This window comes from Buttiauxella massiliensis (assembly GCF_902500225.1).
In the GTDB taxonomy this organism is placed as follows: Bacteria; Pseudomonadota; Gammaproteobacteria; order Enterobacterales; family Enterobacteriaceae; genus Buttiauxella; species Buttiauxella massiliensis.
This window is the reverse complement of record NZ_LR722649.1, coordinates 75,213-93,469: the sequence shown is the minus strand read 5'-3', so window position 1 is coordinate 93,469 and position 18,257 is coordinate 75,213. Positions and strand designations below refer to the sequence as shown.

At 49.9% G+C, this 18,257-nt stretch carries 15 protein-coding genes and 2 tRNA genes; all 17 read right to left on the bottom strand.

What is annotated here, in order from left to right; genetic code table 11:
- Nucleotides 1-133 precede the first annotated feature (133 nt).
- On the bottom strand, nt 134-2,128 hold the full coding sequence (locus GC128_RS02750; RefSeq protein ID WP_151992996.1) for a DEAD/DEAH family ATP-dependent RNA helicase: 1,995 nt from the start codon (nt 2,126-2,128) through the stop codon (nt 134-136).
- Nucleotides 2,121-2,198, bottom strand: coding sequence for a protein YrbN (yrbN, locus tag GC128_RS02745; protein WP_110510645.1), 78 nt, complete (start codon nt 2,196-2,198; stop codon nt 2,121-2,123). Before yrbN ends, GC128_RS02750 begins: the two co-directional genes overlap by 8 nt.
- Before the next feature lie 110 nt (nt 2,199-2,308).
- Complete coding sequence (nlpI, locus tag GC128_RS02740) at nt 2,309-3,193, bottom strand: lipoprotein NlpI (RefSeq protein WP_064514048.1); 885 nt, start codon at nt 3,191-3,193, stop codon at nt 2,309-2,311.
- A 117-nt stretch (nt 3,194-3,310) separates the two neighbouring features.
- Nucleotides 3,311-5,440: a polyribonucleotide nucleotidyltransferase gene (gene pnp, locus GC128_RS02735; protein WP_151992995.1), complete on the bottom strand. Its 2,130-nt coding sequence runs from the start codon at nt 5,438-5,440 to the stop codon at nt 3,311-3,313.
- 245 nt (nt 5,441-5,685) lie between these two features.
- Nucleotides 5,686-5,955, bottom strand: a complete 270-nt coding sequence (gene rpsO, locus GC128_RS02730; RefSeq protein ID WP_064514052.1) for a 30S ribosomal protein S15 — start codon at nt 5,953-5,955, stop codon at nt 5,686-5,688.
- Nucleotides 5,956-6,108: 153 nt separating this feature from the next.
- Entirely contained in the window at nt 6,109-7,053 is a 945-nt protein-coding gene (gene truB / locus GC128_RS02725) for a tRNA pseudouridine(55) synthase TruB (RefSeq protein WP_151992994.1), read from the bottom strand.
- On the bottom strand, nt 7,053-7,457 hold the full coding sequence (gene rbfA, locus GC128_RS02720) for a 30S ribosome-binding factor RbfA (RefSeq protein ID WP_034459684.1): 405 nt from the start codon (nt 7,455-7,457) through the stop codon (nt 7,053-7,055). The genes truB and rbfA overlap by 1 nt, the downstream gene beginning before the upstream one ends.
- Nucleotides 7,458-7,525: 68 nt before the next feature.
- Nucleotides 7,526-10,210 carry a translation initiation factor IF-2 gene (gene infB, locus GC128_RS02715; RefSeq protein WP_151992993.1) on the bottom strand — a complete coding sequence of 895 codons (2,685 nt, stop codon included), beginning with the start codon at nt 10,208-10,210 and terminating at the stop codon, nt 7,526-7,528.
- A gap of 24 nt (nt 10,211-10,234) precedes the next feature.
- Nucleotides 10,235-11,722: a transcription termination factor NusA gene (gene nusA / locus GC128_RS02710; protein WP_064555429.1), complete on the bottom strand. Its 1,488-nt coding sequence runs from the start codon at nt 11,720-11,722 to the stop codon at nt 10,235-10,237.
- 27 nt (nt 11,723-11,749) lie between these two features.
- Nucleotides 11,750-12,202 (bottom strand): ribosome maturation factor RimP, encoded by a 453-nt coding sequence (gene rimP, locus GC128_RS02705; protein ID WP_151992992.1) that lies wholly within the window; start codon nt 12,200-12,202, stop codon nt 11,750-11,752.
- 210 nt (nt 12,203-12,412) lie between these two features.
- A tRNA-Met gene (locus tag GC128_RS02700) sits at nt 12,413-12,489 on the bottom strand.
- Nucleotides 12,490-12,549: 60 nt separating this feature from the next.
- Nucleotides 12,550-12,636: transfer RNA gene (locus GC128_RS02695), tRNA-Leu, on the bottom strand.
- A gap of 45 nt (nt 12,637-12,681) precedes the next feature.
- Nucleotides 12,682-13,011, bottom strand: a complete 330-nt coding sequence (gene secG / locus GC128_RS02690; protein WP_034459692.1) for a preprotein translocase subunit SecG — start codon at nt 13,009-13,011, stop codon at nt 12,682-12,684.
- Between the two features lie 234 nt (nt 13,012-13,245).
- Nucleotides 13,246-14,583, bottom strand: coding sequence for a phosphoglucosamine mutase (glmM, locus tag GC128_RS02685; RefSeq protein ID WP_034459694.1), 1,338 nt, complete (start codon nt 14,581-14,583; stop codon nt 13,246-13,248).
- Nucleotides 14,576-15,424, bottom strand: a complete 849-nt coding sequence (gene folP, locus GC128_RS02680) for a dihydropteroate synthase (protein WP_151992991.1) — start codon at nt 15,422-15,424, stop codon at nt 14,576-14,578. The genes glmM and folP overlap by 8 nt, the downstream gene beginning before the upstream one ends.
- Nucleotides 15,425-15,523: 99 nt before the next feature.
- Entirely contained in the window at nt 15,524-17,461 is a 1,938-nt protein-coding gene (gene ftsH / locus GC128_RS02675; RefSeq protein WP_151992990.1) for an ATP-dependent zinc metalloprotease FtsH, read from the bottom strand.
- Nucleotides 17,462-17,517: 56 nt separating this feature from the next.
- The gene (rlmE, locus tag GC128_RS02670; protein WP_064514064.1) at nt 17,518-18,147 is read right to left on the bottom strand and encodes a 23S rRNA (uridine(2552)-2'-O)-methyltransferase RlmE; all 630 of its coding nucleotides are present in this window, start codon (nt 18,145-18,147) and stop codon (nt 17,518-17,520) included.
- Between the last annotated feature and the right edge of the window lie 110 nt (nt 18,148-18,257).

Genomic DNA, 18,257 nt, shown 5'->3' with positions numbered 1-18,257 from the left:
TGTCGAAGCGACAGGCTTACTGCGCTACATTGTACCAGTACATGAGTACAATTTGGATAAAAAAAATCCCGGTTGCATTAACCAGGATTTTTATCACTGCCTGCTGGTAAACAGCAGGCATAAACTTCTGTGATTATGCTTCTGTGGTACGACGACGAGCAGGAGCTGCACCGTCTTCACGACGTGGGCCACGACCGCCTTCACGACGTTCGCCGCTGAAGCTACGTGGTGCACCAGCACCTGCAGGGCCATCGCGACGTGGACCGCGACCGCCTTCACGACGCTCACCACCGCCACCGAAGCTACGGCCAGCACCTGCACCAGCACCGCCGCCACGACGTTCGCCGCCACGGTCAGTACGAGGTTGTGCATCGCCCATCAACTGCATATTCATTGGTTTATTCAGAATACGAGTACGGGTAAAGTGCTGCAGGATTTCGCCCGGCATGCCTTTTGGCAGTTCGATAGTAGAGTGAGTACCGAACAGCTTAATGTTACCGATGTAACGGCTGCTGATATCACCTTCGTTAGCGATAGCGCCAACGATATGACGAACTTCAACACCATCATCACGACCAACTTCAATACGGTACAGTTCCATATCGCCAACATCACGACGTTCGCGACGTGGTGCATCGCCATCACGCTGTGGACGATCTGAACGCTCTGGACGGTCACCGCGTGGTGCACGATCTGGACGATCGCCACGTGGAGCACGGTCTGAACGTTCGAAACGCTCATCGCGTTCACGGAATTCACGACGTGGACGCATTGGTGCATCTGGTGGCAGGATCAGAGGACGTTCGCCCTGTGCCATTTTCAGCAGTGCTGCAGCCAGTGTTTCCATATCCAGCGCTTCTTCTGATTCAGCAGAAGGTTGGATTTTCGCCAGCAGGCCACGGTACAGATCCAGATCGCTGCTTTCCAGTTGCTGCTGAACTTTAGCTGCAAACTTAGCCAGACGACGCTCACTCAGCAGATCACGGTTTGGCAGTTCAACTTCAGGAATAGTCAGCTTCATGGTGCGTTCGATGTTACGCAGCAGACGACGCTCACGGTTCTCAACGAACAGCAGAGCACGACCAGCACGACCTGCACGACCTGTACGGCCGATACGGTGAACGTAAGACTCAGAATCCATTGGGATGTCGTAGTTAACAACCAGGCTGATACGCTCAACGTCCAGGCCACGAGCTGCAACGTCGGTTGCAATCAGGATATCCAGACGACCGTCTTTCAGACGTTCCAGAGTTTGCTCACGCAGCGCCTGGTTCATGTCACCGTTCAGTGCAGCACTGTTGTAGCCGCTTTGCTCCAGTGCTTCTGCTACTTCCAGAGTTGCGTTTTTGGTACGAACGAAGATGATCGCCGCATCAAAATCTTCAGACTCAAGGAAACGTACCAGCGCTTCGTTCTTACGCATGCCGTGCACAGTCCAGTAGCTCTGGCTGATGTCCGGGCGAGTAGTAACGCTAGACTGGATGCGAACTTCCTGCGGATCTTTCATGAAGCGACGGGTAATACGACGAATTGCTTCTGGCATAGTTGCAGAGAACAGAGCGGTCTGATGACCTTCTGGAATCTGAGCCATGATGGTTTCAACGTCTTCGATGAAGCCCATACGCAACATTTCGTCAGCTTCGTCCAGTACCAGACCTTTCAGGCTGGACAGGTTCAGCGTACCGCGTTTTAAGTGGTCAAGCAGACGACCTGGGGTACCAACAACAATTTGTGGTCCCTGACGCAGGGCGCGCAGTTGCACGTCATAACGCTGGCCACCGTAAAGGGCTACAACGTTTACGCCGTGCATATGTTTAGAGAAATCCGTCATGGCTTCAGCAACCTGAACCGCCAGTTCGCGGGTCGGTGCCAGCACCAGAATTTGTGGTGCTTTCAGCTCTGGATCAAGGTTGTGCAGCAGCGGTAAAGAGAACGCTGCAGTTTTGCCGCTACCCGTCTGGGCCATACCCAGTACATCGCGGCCAGCAAGCAGCTGTGGGATACACTCTGCCTGGATTGGAGATGGTTTTTCGTAACCCAGATCGTTCAGGGCTTTAAGGATGGAGTCGTTAAGACCCAGATCAGAAAAAGTAGTTTCGATAGTAGTAGTCTCGATGATGTCAGTCATGTAGTACACGTGCCTCGTAGATGGCGGCCAGTCTACATAACTCATCGTGAAATTGACCTGCAATTTTCATTGAAAAGTGTGAACCGGCTCAAATTTGGTTGATTAACGAACAAAAACGCCCTCACCCGTTAAGGTGATGACTTTAATTAAAAAGTTTATGGGCTGATCGATGTTCGTCAGCTATTGCTGGTCCGATTCTGCCAGGTCATCTTGCTCCTGGCCCAAGAGCGCTAATTCCAACAATGCATAACGATGCTCAACGTAGTTGTGTACGTTGTTAGCGACCGCTAACTTGAACAGTGCCGTGGCGCTGTCCTTTTCCCCCAGACTTAGGTAGTACTTACCTAAATAGAAGTTGGTTTCACTGAGATGCTCAGCGAGCGAGGTGTTATCCGTTGCGTCCGCCTCGAGGCGTTCCATTAACGTTTTTTCGTTAATGTTCCCCAGGTAGAACTCGACAATGTTCCATCCCCATTGTTCTTTGTCCGATTTATCGAGGCGCTGTTGTAACGCCACTTTAGCCTGCTTTGCATCTAAATTGCTTTCAGCAATGTAGAGCCACAGACTACGGAAAGGATCATTGGGATCGTCTTGATAAAACGCTAGCAGATCATCTTGCGCTAAACGATAACGACCACCGTAGTAGAGGGCGATACCGCGATTTAAATGCGCATAGTTGTAAGTTGGATCAAGCTCAAGTACAGAATCAAACGCTTCATAGGCAGCATCAAAATTGCCTGCCTGCGTTAAATATATACCTAAGTAATTGAATACTTCAGGCATATCGGGGCGGATTGCCAACGCTTGTGAAAAATCATTTCGCGCTAGAGCCCGCAAGCCAAGGCTATCATACAACACTCCGCGCTCATATAAAAGCTGCGCGCGCTCATCATCGGTTAAAGCCCGGCTGGCAAGTATCTGTTCCATGCGTGCAAGAATGACTTCTTGCTGCAAAGTCGGCTGCAATGGCACCGCCAGGACTTCACGTTCACGCCAGGAGGAGTTGCTGCATCCTGCCAGCGCGAGAGCTGTCGCAACGAAACACCAGCGCAAAAAAGGCTTCATTTCCCACTCCCGAAGACAACATATGGATGACGTCCTGTCCGCCGGCTCTAAAACGAGACTCCCTGCCCCGTAATAAATAGCTCTCCATGTCGCCATGGAGAGCTTAATCGGTATAGCTTACTCAGCTTCTGGTGCAGCTGGTGCTGCGCTTTCCGCTGGGGACTGCTCAGTTGCTTCTTTGATGCTAAGACGAACACGGCCCTGGCGGTCAACTTCCAGTACTTTAACTGGAACTTCTTGACCCATCTGCAGGTAGTCAGTCACTTTCTCTACGCGCTTGTCAGCGATTTGAGAAATGTGCACCAGACCTTCTTTGCCGCCGCCGATAGCAACGAATGCACCGAAATCTACGATACGAGTAACTTTACCCTGGTAGATACGGCCGACTTCGATTTCAGCAGTGATCTCTTCGATACGACGAATAGCAAACTTCGCTTTCTCGCCATCGGTCGCCGCGATTTTCACGGTGCCGTCATCTTCGATTTCGATAGTTGTACCGGTTTCTTCAGTCAGCGCACGAATCACAGAACCACCCTTACCGATCACGTCTTTGATCTTGTCTGGGTTGATTTTGATTGTGTGAATACGTGGAGCGAACTGAGAGATATCGCCACGCGGAGCGTTGATAGCCTGTTCCATCACGCCAAGGATATGCAGACGCGCACCTTTAGCCTGGTTCAGAGCCACCTGCATGATTTCGCGGGTAATACCTTCGATTTTGATATCCATCTGCAGTGCAGAGATACCTTCACGGCTACCAGCAACTTTAAAGTCCATGTCACCCAGGTGATCTTCGTCACCAAGGATGTCAGACAGAACAACAAAGTTCTCGCCTTCTTTAACCAGACCCATCGCAATACCGGCTACAGCGGCTTTGATTGGCACGCCTGCATCCATCAGTGCCAGAGAAGCACCACATACGGAAGCCATGGAAGAAGAACCGTTAGATTCAGTGATTTCAGACACTACACGTACGGTGTACGGGAAGCGGTCAGCTTCTGGCATAACAGCCAGTACGCCACGCTTAGCCAGACGACCATGACCAATCTCACGACGCTTAGGAGAACCGACCATGCCGGTTTCGCCTACGGAGTACGGAGGGAAGTTGTAGTGGAACAGGAAGTTGTCGGTACGTTCGCCCATCAACTCATCCAGGTTCTGTGCGTCACGTGCGGTACCCAGAGTTGCTGTAACCAGCGCCTGAGTTTCACCACGGGTGAACAGTGCAGAACCGTGAGTACGTGGCAGAACGCCAGTACGCACATCCAGACCACGGATCATGTCTTTTTCGCGACCATCGATACGCAGTTCACCAGCCAAAATACGGCTACGAACAACATTTTTCTCGATAGCATGCAGGATGTCGCTTACTTCGCCAGCATCAATTGAATCGTCTTCAGCTGAGAGTGCAGCGATAACGTCAGATTTGATGATGTCGACTTGTGCGTAACGCTCTTGCTTATCAGTAATACGGTAAGCATCGCTCAGACGGGATTCAGCAAGTGCAGCAACGCGCGCATTCAGCGCTTCGTTAGCGGCTTCTGGCTGCCAGTCCCAACGTGGTTTGCCAGCTTCAGCAACCAGAGAGTTGATGTTCTGAATAACAACTTGCTGTTGTTCGTGGCCAAATACTACCGCGCCCAGCATCTGGTCTTCGCTCAGCAGTTCAGCTTCGGATTCAACCATCAGCACAGCACCTTCGGTACCGGCAACAACCAGATCCAGCTTGCTGGTTTTCAGTTCGTCAGCAGTTGGGTTCAGAACATACTGGTCATTGATATAACCAACACGTGCAGAGCCAATTGGGCCGTTGAATGGAATACCAGACAGGCTCAGAGCGGCAGATGCGCCGATCATTGCAACGATGTCTGGGTGAACTTGTGGGTTCACGGAAACAACGGTCGCGATAACCTGAACTTCGTTCACGAAACCTTCCGGGAACAGCGGACGCACTGGGCGGTCAATCAGACGCGCGATCAGTGTTTCGCCTTCGCTTGGACGGCCTTCACGACGGAAGAAGCTACCTGGGATGCGACCAGCAGCGTAAGTACGCTCCTGATAGTTAACAGTCAGTGGGAAGAAGTCCTGGCCTGCTTTCGCTTTTTTCTGACCGACTACGGTCACGAATACAGCGGTGTCGTCCATGCTTACCATTACTGCTGCGGTAGCCTGGCGAGCCATCATACCGGTCTCTATTGTGACCGTATGCTGACCGTATTGAAATTTACGGACAATCGGAGTTAGCAAAATAATATCCTTAATAATCTTTGGTAGCAGGTGATTGCACTTGCTCCATTTAACCCGATCTTTATCGCATCCTCGCGACTAATGACAACCCTAACCCACCCTTGCGGATAAAGCCTCTCATTAGCCGCGCGAACCTCTGCAACAAAGATCATACACTGCAACAATACATTAGTTTCCATAGAATTGCTGCCATCTGGTTGAAAAAAGGGGCCTTAAAAGGCCCCTTTTTCTGAAACTCGCAAGACTTAGCGACGCAGACCCAGACGCTCGATCAGGCTGGTGTAACGTGCTACATCTTTACGCTTCAGGTAGTCGAGCAGTTTACGACGCTGAGAAACCATACGCAGCAGACCACGACGGCTGTGGTGATCTTTTTTGTGCTCAGAGAAGTGACCCTGCAGGTGGTTGATCTGAGCAGTCAGCAGTGCAACCTGAACTTCGGTAGAACCGCTGTCGTTAGAACCACGACCAAACTCGGAAACGATTTTTGCTTTAGCTTCAACGCTTAGAGACATTTTAAACTCCAAAATTATAGATAAAAAGATAGAGTGCCGATCTCTAATTCAGCAACCCCAGTGCACTTTCACAACAATGTTAAACAAAGGTATGAAAGTTAAGCCGCGCCATTTTACCTGTAGCCACCTCTTATCGCAAGGCAACTCCAGGTGTCAGAGCGGATACTCAACAACCAGACGACGAGGCGCTACGCGTCCATCATCATCAATTTCAGCCATGCCGATAAATTTGCCTTCATCACCTTCGGTGACGCGGACTAGCCCTTCTGCCGGGCTACCCGCCACTTGCACTGGCTGCCCATTCTTGAAGTAACCCGCAACAGCAGGTAATAAATTCACGATTGGGAAGTCTGAAGCCGGACTATCCATTGGCATCAATAATGGATCTAACAGCACCGATGGCTCAATTTCTTGCGCTTGTGCTTGCTCAAGCAATGCATGCAATTGCTCAAGTGTCACCATGCGTTCAACAGGATACTTGCTCACCGCAAGACGGCGCAGGAAAGTCACATGAGCACCACAACCGAGTTTTTCACCTAAATCATCAGTGATAGTTCGGATGTATGTTCCCTTAGAACAGTGAATTTCCAACTCAAGTTCATTGCCTTCATGGCGAATAAACAGTAGTTCGTAAACCGTGATAGACCGTGCTTCACGCGGCACTTCGATACCCTGGCGCGCATACTCATAAAGCGGCTTGCCTTGATATTTCAGTGCGGAGTACATCGATGGAACTTGCTGTGTTTCACCACGAAAGCTATCTAGTGCTTGCGCCAACTCTTGCTCGGTAAAGGTTACTGGACGCTCCTGAACGATTGTGCCATCAGCATCAGAAGTATCAGTGCGCTGCCCAAGGCGGGCAATAACACGGTAACGCTTATCGGAGTCGAGCAGATAACGCGAGAACTTTGTCGCTTCACCGAGGCAAATCGGCAGCATGCCAGTTGCAAGTGGGTCAAGCGCTCCGGTATGGCCGGCACGGTTAGCGTTATAAATACGCTTCACTTTCTGCAATGCATCGTTCGAAGATAAACCCTGAGGTTTATCTAACAACAGTACTCCGTGGATATCACGACCACGACGACGAGGACGACTCATTAATCCTCCTTGCTGTCATCCGTATCGTTTACACGGCGCTCATCATCGTTTCTGATGACGTTAGATACCAGATTCGACATGCGCATACCTTCAACCAACGAGTTATCGTAGAAGAAAGTCAGTTCAGGCACGATACGCAGGCGCATTGCTTTGCCCAGCAAAGAACGAATGTAGCCAGAAGCATCCTGTAAAACCTTAATGCCTTCTTTCACTGCTTGTTCGTCTTTATCGTTCAGGAAGGTTACAAACACTTTGGCATAAGCCAGATCGCGTGACACTTCGACACCAGAAACGGTGGTCATCATGCCCAGACGCGGGTCTTTAATTTCGCGCTGCAGGATGATTGCGATCTCTTTCTGCAATTCCTGGGAAACACGCTGTGGGCGACCAAATTCTTTCGCCATAATAAATTCTCCATAAAATCAGGGGGCGCTCGGCCCCCTAAAGATATTAGCTATGTACCCGGCTGATATCAGGCGATGGTACGTTGGATTTCGATGATTTCGAATACTTCGATCACATCACCAACACGCACATCGTTGTAGTTCTTCACGCCGATACCACATTCCATACCATTACGAACTTCGTTAGCGTCATCTTTGAAGCGGCGCAGGGATTCCAGCTCGCCTTCATAGATAACAACGTTGTCGCGCAGAACACGGATTGGGTTGTGACGTTTGACCACACCTTCGGTAACCATACAACCTGCGATTGCGCCAAATTTCGGTGATTTGAACACGTCGCGAACTTCGGCCAGGCCGAGGATCTGTTGTTTCAGTTCCGGAGACAGCATGCCGCTCATTGCTGCTTTAACTTCGTCAATCAAATGGTAGATGACGGAGTAGTAACGCAGATCCAGGCTTTCTGACTCGATAACGCGGCGTGCAGAGGCATCAGCACGAACGTTGAAGCCAACCAGAATAGCGTTAGAAGCTGCAGCAAGCGTTGCGTCAGTCTCAGTGATACCACCAACACCGGAACCGATGATTTTAACTTTAACTTCATCGGTAGACAGTTTCAGCAGGGAATCGCTGATCGCTTCAACAGAACCCTGAACGTCCGCTTTCAGCACAACGTTCACTTCGGACACTTCGCCTTCGGTCATGTTGGCGAACATGTTTTCCAGTTTAGATTTCTGCTGGCGAGCCAGTTTAACTTCGCGGAATTTACCCTGACGATACAGAGCAACTTCACGAGCTTTTTTCTCGTCACGAACAACTGTTACTTCATCACCCGCTGCCGGAACACCAGACAGGCCAAGGATTTCAACAGGAATAGACGGACCAGCTTCAGTAACTTCACGACCCATTTCGTCACGCATTGCACGAACACGGCCATATTCGAAGCCACAAAGAACGATGTCGCCTTTGTTCAGGGAACCTTCACGAACCAGAACAGTTGCTACCGGGCCACGACCTTTATCCAGGAAGGATTCGATAACTACACCGCTCGCCATACCATCACGCATTGCTTTCAGTTCGAGAACTTCAGCTTGCAGCAGGATTGCGTCCAGCAGTTCGTCAATACCGGTACCTGCTTTAGCAGATACGTGGATGAACTGGCTTTCACCGCCCCACTCTTCTGGCATGATGCCGTACTGAGACAGTTCCTGCTTAACGCGGTCTGGATCAGCTTCTGGCTTATCGATTTTGTTCACCGCAACGACTACCGGTACCTGCGCCGCTTTCGCGTGCTGGATAGCTTCGATAGTTTGTGGCATTACGCCATCGTCTGCAGCAACAACCAGAACAACGATATCCGTCGCCTGAGCACCACGAGCACGCATAGAAGTAAACGCTGCGTGTCCCGGGGTATCCAGGAAGGTAACCATACCGTTGTCAGTTTCTACGTGGTATGCACCGATGTGCTGGGTAATACCACCCGCTTCGCCAGACGCTACTTTAGTAGAACGAATGTAGTCGAGCAGGGAAGTTTTACCGTGGTCAACGTGACCCATGATGGTAACAACTGGAGCACGTGACTCAGCAACTGCGTCAGTGTCACGGTCGCTCATCAGCGCTTCTTCCAGCTCGTTTTCACGACGCAGGATAACTTTGTGGCCCATCTCTTCGGCAACCAGCTGTGCGGTTTCCTGGTCGATGACCTGGTTAATGGTCGCCATAGCACCCAGTTTCATCATCGCTTTAATGACCTGAGAGCCTTTAACAGCCATTTTGTTAGCCAGTTCTGCAACAGTCACTGTTTCGCCGATAACGACGTCACGGTTAACTGCCTGCGCAGGCTTGTTGAAGCCTTGCTGCAGAGAACTTGGTTTACGCTTGCCTTTACCACCACGAACTGCAGCACGCGCTTCTTCACGGTCAGCTTTAGACTCGCCGTGTTTGCCGCCTTTCTTCTGGCGTGGTGCTTTAGTTGTCGCAGTACGAGCACGAGTACGGCCAGCTTCAACTTCGCGGTCGTTTTCGTCTTCAGCCTGGCGAGCGTGTTGAGAAGTGGTTACATGGTAATCAGATTTGTCGTCTTCCACTTTCTCTTCTTCCGTCCAAACACCTGCGTTAGCTTCAGCCATTTTACGGGCCTCTTCAGCTACACGGCGGGCGTCTTCTTCTAATTTGCGACGGGCTTCTTCTTCAGCTTTGCGCTTAAGCTCTGCAGCTTCAGCTTCGCGACGGGCTTTATCTGCCTGGGCGCTTTTCGTCATATCGTCTTGTTGATTGCTCACTTTGTCTTTTTCCGCAGCTTCACGTTTCGCTTTATCAGCGGCTTCACGCTTAGCTTTATCTTCAGCTTCACGTTTAGCTTTTTCTTGCGCCTGACGATTGGCAGCTTCCTGCGCCTCACGTTGGGCTTGCTCTTCCGCTTCACGCTGCGCCTGTTCTTCCGCGGCAAGACGTTCTGTCTCTTGCGGATCACGTTTCACAAAGGTGCGCTTCTTGCGGACTTCGATTTGTACCGATTTACTTTTCCCACCGGTACCTGGAATGTTTAAAGTACTGCGCGTTTTGCGCTGTAATGTCAACTTATCTGGCGCAGAACCGTGTTCACGATTCAGGTGCGCCAGTAATGTCTGTTTTTCCTGGGCCGAGACGGAATCATCAGCAGCCTTAGGGATCCCTGCATCAGCAAATTGCTGTACCAGGCGGTCCACGGAGGTCTGAATCTCTGCGGCCAGCGCTTTTACGGTTACATCTGTCATGCTGTTCCTTCCTGCTACAGTTTATTACGCTTCGCCGCCAAACCAGCAGATATTGCGAGCAGCCATAATCAATTCCCCGGCTTTCTCGTTGGTTAAACCTTCAATATCTGACAGATCGTCGACACCTTGCTCAGCCAAATCTTCCAGCGAGCTCACACCGCGTGAAGCGAGTTTAAAGGCCAGGTTGCGATCCATACCTTCGAGGTTCAGCAGATCCTCTTGAGGTTTGTTATCGCCCAGGCTTTCTTCCTGCGCCAATGCCAGTGTGGTGAGGGCGTTTTTGGCGCGATCACGTAATGCTTCCACTGTATCTTCATCAAGGCCGTCAATTTCCAGCAACTCTTTCATCGGCACGTATGCCAACTCTTCGAGGGTGGAGAAGCCTTCTTCTACCAATACAGTGGCAAAATCCTCGTCGATCTCGAGGTATTTGGTAAAGGTATCAATGGCAGCATGTGCTTCAGCCTGATGCTTGGCTTGCAGGTCATCAACAGTCATAACGTTGAGTTCCCAGCCGCTCAGCTGTGCAGCCAGACGAACGTTTTGTCCGTTACGACCGATTGCTTGTGCCAGATTGCCTGCCTCTACCGCGATATCCATTGTATGTTTGTCTTCGTCAACAACAATGGAAGCCACGTCAGCCGGAGCCATAGCATTGATAACGAATTGTGCCGGGTTATCGTCCCACAGCACGATATCAATACGCTCACCGCCCAGTTCAGTAGAAACTGCCTGAACACGCGCACCGCGCATGCCGACACAAGCACCTACTGGGTCGATACGCTTGTCGTTGGTTTTCACGGCGATTTTCGCACGAGAACCAGGATCACGAGCAGCGGCTTTGATTTCAATAACTTCTTCGCCAATTTCCGGCACTTCAATGCGGAACAATTCGATCAGCATTTCTGGCTTGGAACGGCTAACAAACAGTTGAGCACCACGAGCTTCCGGACGCACAGCATAAAGCACACCGCGAATACGGTCACCTGGGCGGAAGTTTTCACGTGGCAGCATATCTTCGCGAAGAATTACAGCTTCAGCGTTGCTACCGAGATCAAGAGAGATGTTGTCACGGTTAACTTTCTTCACCACACCGGTGATGATTTCACCTTCGTGCTCGCGGAACTGATCAACCACCATTGCACGTTCAGCTTCACGTACTTTTTGTACGATAACCTGTTTTGCAGTTTGAGTAGTGATACGGTCAAAGGTTACAGATTCAATCTGATCTTCAACATATCCGCCAACATTCAGCTCTGGATCTTCGAATTGAGCTGCATCAAGAGTGATTTCACGCGTAGGTTGAGTAACTTCTTCTACAATGACCCAACGGCGGAAAGTATCAAAGTCACCACTTTTACGATCGATGCTAACGCGCACATCAATCTCTTGTTCGTATTTTTTCTTGGTCGCTGTTGCCAGTGCACTTTCCAGCGCTTCGAAAATCTTCTCACGCGGCAGTGATTTTTCGTTGGAAACTGCTTCTACAACAGCCAAAATTTCTTTGTTCATCCTGGGTTTTCACCTCAATCCAAACTATTAAAAGTGGGGTACCAGGTTCGCTTTCTGGATGTTGCTCAGCGCGAACACTTCATCTTTGCCTTCCACCGTAACCGTGATCATCTCACCTTCTACGGCTTTAATAATACCCTGCCATTTACGACGGTTTTGCACGGCCATTCGCAATACAATGCTTACTTCTTCACCGGTAAAACGGACGTAATGCTCGGCGGTAAACATTGGGCGATCAAGGCCTGGTGAGGAAACTTCCAGGTTGTAAGCCACAGTGATTGGGTCTTCGACATCCATAACTGCACTTACCTGGTGACTGACATCAGCACAATCATCAACATTGATGCCATCTTCACTATCAATATAGATGCGCAGCGTAGATTGGCGACCTCGAACAAATTCGATTCCTACCAATTCATAGCCCAGCGCCTCGACCGGTGCTGAAATCATCTCTGTTAATTTTTGCTCTAATGTGGACAAGCCCACCCCCAAGAAATAAAAAAAGGGCATATAGCCCAGTTATTCTAAAGTCAGATAACAAAAAACCCCGATAAATCGAGGCTTTATATAACTGAACCCTGTACACCGCGAATGCGGCTCGGACAATATCCAGGAGAATTTTTTTCTAAATTCTTCGCGAGGCACCAACTGGTGTTCACAGTATATTTGAAAAAGAACTCTCAGGGAAAGTGGTTGCGGGGGCCAGATTTGAACTGACGACCTTCGGGTTATGAGCCCGACGAGCTACCAGGCTGCTCCACCCCGCGTCCGAAAACGTGGCAAATATTACGCCGATATTGCATAAAATGCAAGAAATGCAGATATTTTGGTACCGAGGACGGGACTTGAACCCGTAAGCCCAATCGGGCACTACCACCTCAAGGTAGCGTGTCTACCAATTCCACCACCTCGGCACTTTGAACACGGTAATCACTTCTTACCGTATTGAAGCTTACTACTTACTGCGGGATATCGCTGCTCGGCTTGGTAGGTGCCGCTGGCTGTGACTCAGTTTTTGTTGGCTGAGTTAAATTATCCCACACACTTCCTTTATCGGTTTTGTTGGTATTGAGGTTACCCAGTACCAGGCTGATGATAAAGAACAGCGTTGCTAACACAGCGGTCATGCGGGTCATGAAATTACCAGAACCACTTGAACCGAACAGCGTAGCGGAAGCGCCTGCTCCGAAGGAGGCTCCCATATCAGCGCCTTTACCTTGTTGCAGCATGATAAGACCTACAAGGCCCAAGGCTACAATAAGGAAAACAACTAAAAGAGCTTCGTACATATTATCAACCTGTTCCTTGCGGTATTACCGCATACCAAAGCTTCAAACCAGTCAAGCGGATACGTTTAAGTTTACCCACTGAAGCGGGTGAGAATACTAACCAAAGCCGGGGTCACGCGCAAGGGCAATTTATTCACATTTCACTGACTGGAGAAAAAAACAGCAATACATTTGGATTTGTATATAAAACAGGCGGCAAATGCCGCCTTTTCACACAAACACAGCGGTAATAAATTAAACCGCTTTTACGGCATCGGCGATGCGGTTGGCATACTCGATAACCAGCGCTTCATCTTCACCTTCTACCATCACGCGGATTAAAGGTTCAGTTCCGGATTTACGCAGCAGGACACGGCCGCGGTTACCCAGTGCTTCTTCAACTTCAGCGGTCACTTTTTTCACGGTGTCGTGCTCAAGTGGATCGCCGCTGCCCGCAGTAAAGCGCACGTTAACCAAAACTTGTGGGAATAATTTCATTCCGCTACACAAGTCATGAAGGCTCATATGGTTACGCACCATAGCGGTAAGTACTTGCAAACCTGCAACGATACCGTCACCAGTGGTGGTCTTATCTAGCAGAATCACATGACCTGAGTTTTCAGCACCAATTCTCCAGCCTTTCTCCTGAAGTTTTTCCAGAACATAACGGTCGCCCACTTTTGCACGTGCAAACGGGATACCGAGCTGTTTCAATGCCAGCTCCAGCCCCATGTTGCTCATCAGTGTACCTACGGCACCACCGCGCAACTGGCCCTGACGGAGCCCTTCACGAGCAATGATGTAGAGGATCTGGTCGCCATCGACTTTATGGCCCAGATTGTCCACCATGATGACACGGTCACCATCACCATCAAGCGCAATACCAATGTCAGCTTTTTCAGCCAGTACGCGCTCCTGAAGCATACGTACGTCAGTGGCACCACATTTTTCGTTGATGTTGACGCCGTTCGGTTCACAACCCACGGTAATGACCGTAGCACCCAGCTCACGGAGCACATTTGGCGCAATGTGATAAGTCGCTCCATTGGCGCAATCGACAACAATTTTGAGGCTACTGAGGCTTAATTCATTAGGGAATGTGCCTTTGCAGAATTCTATATAGCGACCAGCCGCATCAACAATACGGCTGGCTTTGCCCAGTTCCGCGGAATCAACACAGGTGATCTCTTTTTCCATTTCCGCTTCAATGGCTTCTTCAACTTCGTCTGGCAGTTTTGTGCCGTCGATTGAGAAGAATTTGATCCCGTTATCATAGAACGGGTTATGCGATGCAGAGATAACGATCCCTGCTTCAGCACGGAATGCACGGGTCAGATAAGCAACGGCAGGTGTTGGCATCGGACCGGTGAATGAAGCAGACAAACCCGCAGCAGCGAGGCCCGCTTCGAGAGCTGATTCCAGCATGTAACCAGAGATACGAGTATCTTTGCCGATAATAATCTTACGCGAGCCGTGGCGTGCTAATACTTTACCCGCAGCCCAGCCGAGCTTAAGCACAAAGTCAGGGGTAATCGGGGAATCGCCTACACGACCGCGGATGCCATCTGTGCCAAAATATTTACGGTTACTCATAGCGTTTTTTTTCCTTCGCTGAAAGTGTGGCTTCCACCACGCGCATCGCTTCGACTGACTCTTTTACATCGTGAACTCGAATAATATTAGCCCCTTGCATCGCAGAAATAACTGCACACGCAATACTGCCACTCAGGCGTTGATCCGGCCCGACATTAAGCAGTTGGCCAACCATTGATTTACGCGACATACCCACCAATAGCGGTAAGCCAAAGTGATGGAATTCGGAAAGTCGGGCCAAAAGTTGGTAATTGTGGGTCAGATTTTTACCGAAACCGAAGCCCGGGTCGAGCAACAATTTTTCTTTTGCGATGCCTGCCGCTTCACAGCGGGCTATTTGGTCGATAAAAAAGCGATTCACATCTGCAAAAACATCATCGTAACGCGGAGCCTGCTGCATATTCTTAGGTTCGCCCTGCATGTGCATCAGGCAAACGGGCAAACCAGTTTCAGCGGCTGCTTCAAGCGCCCCTGGTTCCTGCAATGAGCGAATATCGTTGATGATATGAGCCCCAACCCGTGCCGATTCACGAATGACTTCAGGTTTGGACGTATCAACAGAAATCCACACTTCGAAGCGTTGGGCGATAGCTTCGACCACAGGGATCACGCGGGACAACTCTTCCTCAACACTCACTTCCGCCGCCCCCGGACGTGTCGACTCACCACCAATATCAATAATCGTCGCGCCCGCATTGATCATCGCGTTAGCGTGTTTTAAGGCTTCCACTAACGAATTGTGCTTTCCACCATCGGAAAAAGAGTCTGGTGTGACGTTCAATATCCCCATGATATGAGGATGAGAAAGATCGAGCGTAGTGCCCTGAGCGGTGAGTTTCATCAAAATTCCCTGCATAGACTTCGGTTAAGACAAAAACAAAAACCCCGGGACAAGCCCAGGGTTTTATAGATTACTGCAGTAATATCCGGCAGAGACGAATTATTTATCGCCCAACTGCTCTGACATAGTATTACCAGGATTTGGCGTACGCGGTTCGTCGACCGGACGCGGTGCTTGTGGTGTACCATTGTTATCAGAATTGTTGTTGCCGTTATTTGATTCTTCCCAGCCCGCTGGCGGACGCACATCACGACGATTCATCAGATCATCAATCTGTGGCGCATCGATGGTTTCATACTTCATCAGTGCGTCTTTCATGGTGTGAAGAATATCCATATTTTCATTCAGTAGCTGACGAGCACGAGCGTAATTACGTTCAATCAACAGCTTCACTTCCTGATCGATGATACGTGCAGTTTCATCGGACATATGTTTCGCTTTCGCCACGGAGCGGCCCAGGAACACTTCACCGTCCTCTTCCGCATATAGCAACGGACCGAGTTTCTCAGAGAAGCCCCATTGGGTGACCATGTTACGAGCGATAGATGTTGCTACTTTGATGTCGTTAGACGCACCGGTAGAAACATGCTCAGCACCGTAAATAATTTCTTCAGCAAGACGACCACCGTACAGCGTAGAAATCTGGCTTTCCAGTTTCTGACGGCTGGCACTGATTGCATCACCTTCTGGCAGGAAGAACGTCACACCCAGCGCACGACCGCGCGGAATGATAGTTACTTTATGCACAGGATCATGCTCTGGAACCAGGCGACCAATAATTGCGTGACCCGCTTCGTGGTATGCGGTGGATTCTTTTTGCGCTTCAGTCATCACCATGGAGCGACGTTCCGCACCCATCATAATTTTGTCTTTCGCTTTTTCGAATTCAACCATGGAAACCACACGCTTGTTGCCACGGGCAGCAAACAGAGCAGCTTCGTTCACCAGGTTTGCAAGATCTGCACCGGAGAAGCCTGGAGTACCACGTGCAATGATTGCTGGATCGACATCTGGAGCCAGTGGCACACGGCGGCTATGCACCTTCAGGATTTGCTCACGGCCACGCACGTCTGGCAGGCCAACAACAACCTGACGGTCAAAACGGCCTGGACGCAGCAACGCTGGGTCAAGTACGTCTGGACGGTTAGTCGCAGCGATAACGATGATACCTTCGTTACCTTCGAATCCATCCATTTCAACCAGCATCTGGTTCAGTGTCTGTTCACGCTCATCGTGACCACCACCAAGACCCGCGCCACGCTGACGGCCTACGGCGTCGATTTCATCGATGAAGATGATGCATGGTGCCGCTTTCTTAGCTTGTTCAAACATATCACGAACACGAGATGCACCCACGCCCACGAACATTTCAACAAAGTCAGAACCGGAAATGGTAAAGAACGGTACTTTCGCTTCGCCTGCAATGGCTTTCGCCAGCAAGGTTTTACCGGTACCCGGAGGGCCAACCATCAGCACACCTTTCGGGATTTTACCGCCCAGTTTCTGGAAGCGGCTTGGCTCACGAAGGTACTCAACCAATTCAGCAACCTCTTCTTTTGCTTCGTCACAACCCGCAACGTCAGCAAAAGTGGTCTTAATTTGGTCTTCGGTGAGCATACGCGCCTTGCTCTTACCGAACGACATGGCACCTTTGCCACCGCCGCCCTGCATTTGGCGCATAAAGAATATCCAGACCCCTATCAGCAATAGCATTGGGAACCAGGAGATGAAAATAGAAGCCAGCAAGCTTGGCTCTTCAGGCGGTTCGCCTACTACTTTCACATTTTTGGTCAGCAGGTTATCAAGCAGCTTAGGATCGTTAACGGGGATGTAAGTCGTGTATCGGTTACTATCTTTCTTGGTAACTTTGATTTCACGTCCATTGATACTCGCTTCGCGAACCTGGTCTTGATTTACTTCAGACAGGAAAGTGGAGTAATCCACCCTACGGCCGTTTGACTCGCTGGGCCCAAAGCTCTGGAACACAGACATCAGCACAACCGCGATGACCAGCCAGAGTATTAGGTTTTTCGCCATGTCACTCAAGGGATTAACCTCATATTACAACTGTGTTAACAAACAGCGTCAGGGGACTATACTTTTCGCCCAGTCGCTACAATGTACACTTCACGTGAGCGGGCACGAGAAGAGTCCGGTTTACGAACTTTAACTGTCGTAAACAGGGAGCGAATTTCCCGCAAATACTCATCGAAACCTTCGCCCTGAAACACTTTCACTAAAAAACTACCACCCGGTGCAAGAACATCACGACACATTTCCAGTGCCAGCTCTACTAAATACATAGACCGAGGAATATCAACTGCCGGTGTCCCGCTCATATTTGGAGCCATATCTGACATGACAACCTGAACTTTACTGTCACCAACACGATCCAACAGAGCTTTCACGACTAATTCATCACGAAAGTCACCCTGAAGGAAATCAACACCAACGATAGGATCCATTGGTAAAAGATCGCAAGCAATGATTCGCCCCTGATTCCCGATTTGAGTCACCACATACTGTGACCAGCCTCCGGGAGCAGCACCAAGATCAACAATAGTCATTCCTGGCTTAAAAAGTTTGTCACTTTGCTGTATTTCATCAAGTTTAAACCAGGCTCGGGAACGTAACCCTTTTTTCTGCGCCTGAATTACATATTTATCGCTAAAGTGTTCCTGCAGCCAGCGACTAGAGCTGGCAGAACGCTTTTTACCTGTCATCTCAAATTCCAACTTTGTTCATCGTGAATAGCAGGCTGTAAGAGTTATCAGCACAGCCGATTGGCGATACGGGAGATATGGCGGTAGAATGAACCGTTTTCAATCCCAAC